Annotated in this window: 4 protein-coding genes; 3 read left to right on the top strand and 1 reads right to left on the bottom strand. The window is 42.4% G+C overall.

Features of this window, described 5'->3' with window-relative positions; all coding sequences use genetic code 11:
* Positions 1-305 precede the first annotated feature (305 nt).
* Together CA600_RS30200 and CA600_RS30195 are read left to right on the top strand one after the other, a co-directional pair.
* The gene (locus tag CA600_RS30200) at positions 306-3137 is read left to right on the top strand and encodes a glycoside hydrolase family 3 protein (RefSeq protein WP_094874778.1); all 2832 of its coding nucleotides are present in this window, start codon (positions 306-308) and stop codon (positions 3135-3137) included.
* A 38-nt stretch (positions 3138-3175) separates the two neighbouring features.
* A complete protein-coding gene (locus CA600_RS30195) occupies positions 3176-3592 on the top strand; it encodes an HIT family protein (RefSeq protein WP_094874777.1) in 417 nt (138 codons plus the stop codon).
* A gap of 65 nt (positions 3593-3657) precedes the next feature.
* On the opposite strand, the gene CA600_RS30190 is transcribed toward CA600_RS30195, so the two are convergent.
* Positions 3658-3984 (bottom strand): hypothetical protein, encoded by a 327-nt coding sequence (locus CA600_RS30190; protein WP_094874776.1) that lies wholly within the window; start codon positions 3982-3984, stop codon positions 3658-3660.
* A gap of 439 nt (positions 3985-4423) precedes the next feature.
* Here CA600_RS30190 and CA600_RS30185 point away from each other — a divergent pair.
* Positions 4424-7136: YncE family protein (locus CA600_RS30185; RefSeq protein ID WP_143812235.1), on the top strand; the 2713-nt coding region annotated here is incomplete at its 3' end.

Below are 7136 nucleotides of genomic sequence, written 5' to 3'. Positions count from 1 at the left end.
AATCCCGTAGAATGGGGTCGTGGGGCGGAAAATGAGCAAAAGAGGGGGAGAAATACCCCCGATCAGCCCTCTCCAATCCACCTGGCCCCGTTATCATCCGCATCTCACTTCACTTATGGATACGGGCGAGCGAAGCCCCCCATAAATCTCTAATTTTGACCTGATTTTCGCTTAGATTGTTAAGGTGTTACTTATCGAGCTAATCTTCTATGATTAGGTTGATAGACCAGATTTGTGTTAAACACAGATAACTACCTCGAGAACATATGAAACCGCTATCAACTTGAATCGAAGGAGCGATTTTGATGGAAACAGTGACATCTAAATATCCATTTCAACAGATTGATTTACCCTTAAATGACCGAGTGCAGGATTTGATCTCCAGATTAACGCTAGATGAAAAAGTAAGTCTGATCCCTCAGTATCAAGCGGCCATAGAGCGTTTAGGCGTTGGAGCGTATAAACACGGTACAGAAGCGGCACACGGAATCTCCTGGCTTGGAAAAGCGACCTCTTTTCCTCAGCCGAGCGGACTGGCTTGTACCTGGAACCCAGAGCTAATGAAGGAAATCGGCTCGGCCATTGGAGATGAAGCAAGAGCATTTTACAAAAAGAATCCAACGGTGAATGGCCTGACGTTATGGGCACCAACGGTGGATATGGAGCGTGACCCGCGGTGGGGTAGAACGGAAGAAGCTTACGGTGAAGATCCAGAATTAACTGGACAACTCAGTACATCTCTTGTTCAAGGAATCCAAGGCGATCACCCGGTGTATTTGAAAGCGGTCGCAACGCTTAAGCACTTCCTAGGGAACAATAACGAGATCGAACGAGGAAACTGTTCCGCCAGCATCGACCCGAGAAATATGCGCGAGTATTATCTGGAAGCATTTAAGCCTGCTTTTCAAGAAGGAGGCGCACAGTCCATGATGACCGCTTATAACTCGGTGAATGGCGTGCCTGTTATTCTTCACCCAGCAGTGATGGATGTTGTCAAAGGCGAATGGGACATGGACGGTTTTATCGTAAGCGATGCCGGCGATCTTTTTGGGATTGTGAAGGATCATAAGTATTATGAATCATTTGCACAGTCGATGGCTGAGTCTATCAAAAACGGAATTGACAGCGTAACAGAAGAAACCGAAGAGACGATCAAGGTTCTTCATGAAGCACTAGACCAAGGCCTACTAGCAGAGGAAGATTTGGATCGTGCGCTAACTAACACATTCAAAGTTCGTTTCCGTCTGGGAGAATTTGACCCGGCTGAAGGGAACCCATACGCAGCAATCGACGATTCCGTTATTCTTAACAAAAAACATGCCGCACTTTCTTTGGAAGCTGCCAAACAATCCATTGTGCTGCTGAAGAATGATCAGGCAACATTGCCATTGAATAAGACCGAATTAAACAAAGTGGCGATTATTGGTCCGCTTGGTGATGAAGCATTCAGAGACTGGTATTCCGGCACATTACCTTATGGAGTGACTCCGCTGCAGGGTGTTAGCAAAAAGCTGCCTGGTAAACACGTTACTTTTGAGAGTGGCGCAGATCAGATCATTCTTACCTCAGCCGCAAGCGGTCAAGCCATTGGAATTACGGGCGAGGACGGAAGGCTGGCTGTTCAGCATGATACGACAGAGCACGGAGAATTGTTTCAACATACGGCATGGGGCTGGACCAGTAATACGCTGAAGGCGACGAGTCGTGGACAATATGTAACTTTAAGCGAATCGGAGACTCTTACAGCATCTGCGGACGAAATTTACGGGTGGTTTGTAAAAGAATCCATTAACATCGTACCTGAAACCAAGGATACGGTATCTTTGCGGACTTGGAATGACAAACTGATCTCCGTAAATCCGGAGGATGGCAAGCTGCAGGTTGCTGATCAGGATGCAAGTGCGGACGCTCGTCTTTTTAAAAAGAACATCGTTACAAACGGACTGGACGCTGCGGTAGAAGCTGCCAAAGCAGCTGAAGTGGCAGTGGTTTTTGTCGGTAATCATCCGCTTCTTAACGGAAAAGAAGAAATCGACAGACCCGATATTGTGCTTCCAGAGGAGCAGGAGCGCCTGGTCAAAGCAGTCTATGAAGCGAATCCGAATACAGTGGTAGTTATTGTCGGCAGTTATCCGATTTCATCCACTTGGATTGACGAGAATATCCCGGCAGTTTTGTATACATCCCACAGTGGACAAGAGCTGGGCAATGCGGTTGCAGAAGTGTTGTTCGGAGATTACAGTCCTTCCGGCAAACTGAATATGACTTGGTTCCGTTCTGTGGAGCAGCTGCCTGAGCTGATGGATTATGATATTATCAAAGGTAAACGAACCTATATGTACTTTGACGGTAAGCCATTGTATCCTTTTGGTCACGGCCTAAGTTATGCTGGAGTGAATTACAAGAATCTAAATTTGAACACAAAGGAACTGCAGCAAGAAGATAGGCTTAAACTTTCCGTTCAAGTGGATAATACTGGAGCAGTCGATGGGGATGAGGTTGTTCAGTTATATGTGCAAGCTTTGAATTCCCGGGTTAAACGTCCGATTAAACAGTTGAAAGGCTTTGAAAAAGTGAGTATCGCCGCAGGTCAATCGCGTACAATAGAGTTTGTTCTACCAGTCTCCGAGCTGGCATTCTGGGATGTCACACGTGAGCAATATTGCGTCGAAAATGGAGAATACACGATTCTGATTGGTCGTTCTTCTGCTGATATTAAATTATCTTCAGTAGTAACGGTGAAAGGGGACATCATTCCTTCCCGGAATTTATATAACAACACCAAAGCAGAGAACTATGATGACTACGAAGGTGTATATCTGGACGAATGCAAAGCAGGCGGGGCTTCGGTATATCCGGTAAAAGAGGGCGCTTGGATCGCTTTTAATGACGTATTGTTCGATCATGGAGCAGTAGCAATTGAAGCTCTGGTCTCCTCCGCAAAAGGTGGCAGCATTGAGATCAGAACCGGAAGCGCAGCTGGGAAACTGGCTGGAACCGTGACCGTCCCTTCTGGTGGAGTTCTGCAACAGTGGAGCACATTGAAAGGCGAAGTATCCGTGGAGACAGGTACTAGCGATGTTTATGTAGTTTTTAACGGCGAGGTGCTTCTCAGCCGGTTTGAATTTAAACAATAATATAGATGACCTTTGATTATGGGATGGAGTGTGAACATATGGAGTGCTTGGGATGTCGGATTGCTAACGGAATTGAGTCTAACGTAAAGGTAGTATATGAGAATGAATTTATTACTTGTGTGCTAGATATAGCTCCGTTTAATGAAGGGCATACTCTGATCCTTCCTAAAAAGCATTACTGGGATCTCGAAGAAATCGACTCAGAGACTTCCTATGCGATAATGGACGGGGCGAAGAGGCTGTCAGTTGTTCTGAAGACTTTGTTCGAACCAGATGGCATAAGCATTTGCCAAAATGGCGGAAAGTTTAACGATTTGACCCACTATCATATGCACATCATCCCTAGATACGAAGGCGATGGATTTGTTTGGAGTGAACCACTACACCCGCACGGTGCTGAGAAGTTTTTGAGTCAGACGCAAAGAAAGATTCTTGACGTATTAAAAGAGGACTAAACATAAAAAGTGCATTCCTGAAGCAATATCAGGAATGCACTTTCCTTTTGTTATAGAGTAACACTCTAATCACATCCGCCACCGCTACCAGCATCTCCGCCACCGAAATCTCCCCCGCTGCTGTGCCCGCTATCCCCGCCCCAGCTATGACCGCTGTCATGCCCAGAATGGTGATGGGAGCCACCCCCGTGATGGTGTTGATGATGATTAGAATGATTCGAATTATTTGGATCCAGCAGATCTGGATGGCTAGCTGCCATAAAAGACATGCTGGCGGCATCATCACGTCTATTTCCCTCAAATCTGTTGCTGTTCGAGCTTGAACCATTACGAACTACGGATTGTATGATTATAAATACAATAACTCCAATAAACAGTATCCCAAAGACCATTAGATCGCCCTCCTAGTTGTTCATTATAAGCTATATTCTCTTAAATTGTACCATAATATTGAATAAATGGATTTAAAAAAGTGTGGAAGGCTAGTTGATTTGATTCGCTGATGTTACCAAAAAGAGGAAAATAGTCTCGGCATGGATTTGTTCTCAATGGTTAATCAATCTCAGTGCCTTGGCTATCAGTGTTGTGGGAAGATGTTCTACAAGGGCTCTGCTTCTTTATAGTTTAATTTTTGGATTACGAACTCTGTCAAGAGGTCAGGGTCCTAAATTGAAGTAGAAAATATTGGTATTCTATAGTATTATCAAATTTGCTAGAATTACAAAAAAATACAAGGGGCGCCGCACATGAAACAGGGGAAGAATTATTTCATTTTACTTTTATTATTTATTTTACTGATTAACTCACTGGGAGTTGGGGTTCCCACCGCCAGTGCAGACCTCACCGGCGTCGCTAGAACTCGAGCTTCCTGCTAATTTGACGGACTGGGTATTAGATGAAAATGCAGGTTATATCTATGCCATCTCTAGTGCGGAAAATAATCTCTATTTTATTCGGCTTAGTGATCTTAAGATTGAGAAAACGCTGAATGTAGGTTCGAACCCTTATTATATTGCAAAGGATGGGCAATCTTTGCAGATTGCGCTTTCCGGAGCGACGATGATAAAAACGGTTAACCTCTCCACTCAACAAATTTCGGACACAATCATAACAAAAACAGTACCTAATGCGGTTGCTGCTACTTCCACTCATCTTTTCTACGGGAATGGTGATGGGAAAATCTATAAATATGATAAGGTAACTCGAACGAGCAGCTTATTATTCACTGATTTTATGACGAATAATATTACTCTAGCAGTTGATGAGTCTTCCAATACACTTTATGTTGGTGAATTATCCTCATATGCTGGGATCAAGGCTATAAACGCTGAAACCGGAGCATTACTCAGTCAGGACATTGATGACAATATGGAAATTGGTGGCTCTTCTATTTCTCTCAAGCATATATTTATTGATGATCAATTCGTATATTTTGGTGGGCATCAGTTCAATAAAAGGAATTTGATAGAGACCACTGGTACTTATTCAAGAACGAATGACGATTATACTTATCTCGAAGCTGTAATTTTGGATGTATCTGACGCCTATGTTCTTACTACACAAGGAGTGTACGATAAATATACATATACTCCGTTAGTTCTATTTCCTTCTAACAAAAGGTTTGCTTTGCTCGACTCGAACGGCTATGCGTTTCTTGGAGGCATAGAGAATTGGTATGATGATGCAAAAAAGATTAGTCGAATCGATCTTACGATACCACAAAGAATAACTGCAAACCTTACCACGGATTCTTATTCTATTAAAAGCGATCAAATGATTACGGATTGGGCTACTACGGACAAGTCTCCGTATATTTATGCCATTGTTGCAAGCACCAATGAACTTGTTGTTATCAATAAGGAAGATTTGAGTGTAGTAAAGAAGATGTTTATTGGTTCAAACCCAACTGACATAAAAATTTTCAATAACAAAGTTTATGTCATCTTTAAGGGTGAAAATCATATCAATATTATGGATTTGGAAGGTGGTATTCCATCAGAAGCAGCCACTGCCAAAATCACCACTAAGCACTACCCGTTTGAAGTCTATCCTGATAACAATAATCGGATTCTGTATAATAGCGGGGTATTTGATGGTGGCATCAGCGTGACATCGTCTGTCTATAGCAATGTTACAGATGCGGTGTACAATGAAAAAAGTGCAGGGATTTATAATTCAGACAGTTACACACTAGACCTAGATCAAAAGATCCTCTATGGCGTAGATAGTTTCTCCCTCTATAAATATAACAGTCAAAATTTCAAGTTAATTGAAAGACAAGACATACAAAGTGGTTATTATAATTCCAATATCCTCCTGGATGGAAACAATTTATATTATGGGAGTCGTAGGATCGATGCAACCCAAACATCCATATTATATGGAACCTATCCAGAAAAAATTATTTATGCTCGTGGCAGTCTTGTGTTTAGTAACAGAGCCGTCTACGACAGAGACAGCTTTACTAAAATTCATGATTTATTGATGTACATGCAACACGCATATGTTGATACAGATCAAACTATTTTTATATCTAGTAATAACCGATTATATAAATTTCATAGCTTTGGAGAGATGCAGACAGTCATGAATGAGGCTCGCCTTCCTTCTAATGCTGTTTTTGTGGATGAAAATTTAACCTCCGGTATAATTGACGGATATCTGTCCTTTGAACCTCCGGCTGATCAGGATGGGATTACGGGTTATGCCGCATATTATCTTGATCAGAATGGAAATAAACTTAAGCAAGTAGGAATATATAAGAACTCAGAATTATCAACGGATTCATTCTTAGTTTATGAAATATCATATTCGAGCCTGCCGACTGGAGCAGTAAGTATTGGGCTTTATCCGGTTGTCGGTATTAACAATTATGGCAGTGAGGGGACACTTGATATTCATATTTCGGCCCCTATCTATGATGCACCAAGTTATCTGCCTGTGGACTTATCAATTACAGATACGAATTCGGACATCAATATATTTACAGGTACAGTGACATGGAAACCTGGAACAGCTGAACTACCAGGTGCCCGTTATTCCTTATATTTTATTAACGAAGAAGGTGCGCTTGGAGATGCCATCGCTATTGTTAATGGTGGGCAAAAGAGTTACTCTCTTACTATTTCCGAAAGAAATGTGCCGGAGGAAGCTTTAGCACTCGGTGTTTTCACGGAAAATGATGATTTCATTCCTCCTTTCTATAGCAGGGCAATACTTGAAGATAAAGTGACAGCGGATATCCTGGTATCGTCCATTACTGTACATAAATACCAGGTGCAAGCGGATAACATCGTTGTGAATAACCTGGTTGCTGGAGATATCGTTCGAGTTTACAATGAACGACTTACCCGCTTACTAGGTTACGGGATCGTTGATCCGGACAAGACTACTATTACGATTACTATTATTAACATTGGATATCCGGGGGAGAAACTCCTTATAACTAGGCAATCATCTAAGAAAATTGAAAGTATGGGGACTTTAGTCGTTGTACCTCCTATTACAAATGATAGCGGCGGCGGAACTGGTGGCGGAGGAACTG

The sequence above is a fragment of the Paenibacillus sp. VTT E-133280 genome, assembly GCF_002264385.1.
Classification (GTDB): domain Bacteria; phylum Bacillota; class Bacilli; order Paenibacillales; family Paenibacillaceae; genus Paenibacillus_AQ; species Paenibacillus_AQ nitricinens.
The sequence above is the reverse complement of the archived record's forward strand: the minus strand, read 5'-3'. Positions and strand labels throughout refer to the sequence as shown.

Excerpts from the sequence above, each read along its gene's own strand:
- CA600_RS30200 (WP_094874778.1), top strand. The coding sequence starts at position 306 with ATGGAAACAGTGACATCTAAATATCCATTTCAACAGATTGATTTACCC.
- CA600_RS30195 (WP_094874777.1), top strand. The coding sequence starts at position 3,176 with ATGGAGTGCTTGGGATGTCGGATTGCTAACGGAATTGAGTCTAACGTA.
- CA600_RS30190 (WP_094874776.1), bottom strand. The coding sequence starts at position 3,984 with ATGGTCTTTGGGATACTGTTTATTGGAGTTATTGTATTTATAATCATA.